1 protein-coding gene is annotated in these 522 nt (G+C 37.5%); it reads right to left on the bottom strand.

All coding sequences use genetic code 11. From position 1 onward, the window contains the following. Window positions 1–522, bottom strand: a 522-nt coding sequence (locus tag ACFPBZ_RS29565; protein ID WP_378039673.1) for a plasmid recombination protein, incomplete at both ends; no start/stop codon positions are given.

Below are 522 nucleotides of genomic sequence, written 5' to 3'. Positions count from 1 at the left end.
CCTCATTTCCGCAGAAACCCTCTCACCCTCTTTTACAGCCGTTTGGCGCAATTCAGAAATTTCACTCATGATTTCTTTGTATTCGTGAATATCTTTAATTTTGTTGGTACCGACAATATCCCTTTTCCAACCGTAATCATTCATTAATCGTTCTATAGAGTCAACTTCTTGATTTCTAAAATTATTGAAAAGCACTCGACCATTATCTTTATCAGCGTGTATCCCTTGTTGAACCAGTGCTTTATTAAAGCTCGGCTGCTTTTGAACACCCCGTTTATAACCTTCAGCAACCGGCACAATATTCAAGTGCAGGTGCGGACTTATTTCGTCATTATGAATAACAGCATTATAAACAGCCAAATTAGGGTTTCTCTCTTGAAACTCCTTGTAATACTGAACCAAAATTTTATTGGCAATCACTCGATTTTGTTCAGCTTGTTGTTTCGATATGCCAGTAGAAGAACCATCTGCTCGATTTGTCTGGAAATCATCTAAAATGCCTATTTGCACAATAAATTCTCG

The sequence above is a fragment of the Actinomycetospora atypica genome, assembly GCF_042653685.1.
Lineage (GTDB): Bacteria > Actinomycetota > Actinomycetes > Mycobacteriales > Pseudonocardiaceae > Actinomycetospora > Actinomycetospora atypica.
The sequence above is the reverse complement of the archived record's forward strand: the minus strand, read 5'-3'. Positions and strand labels throughout refer to the sequence as shown.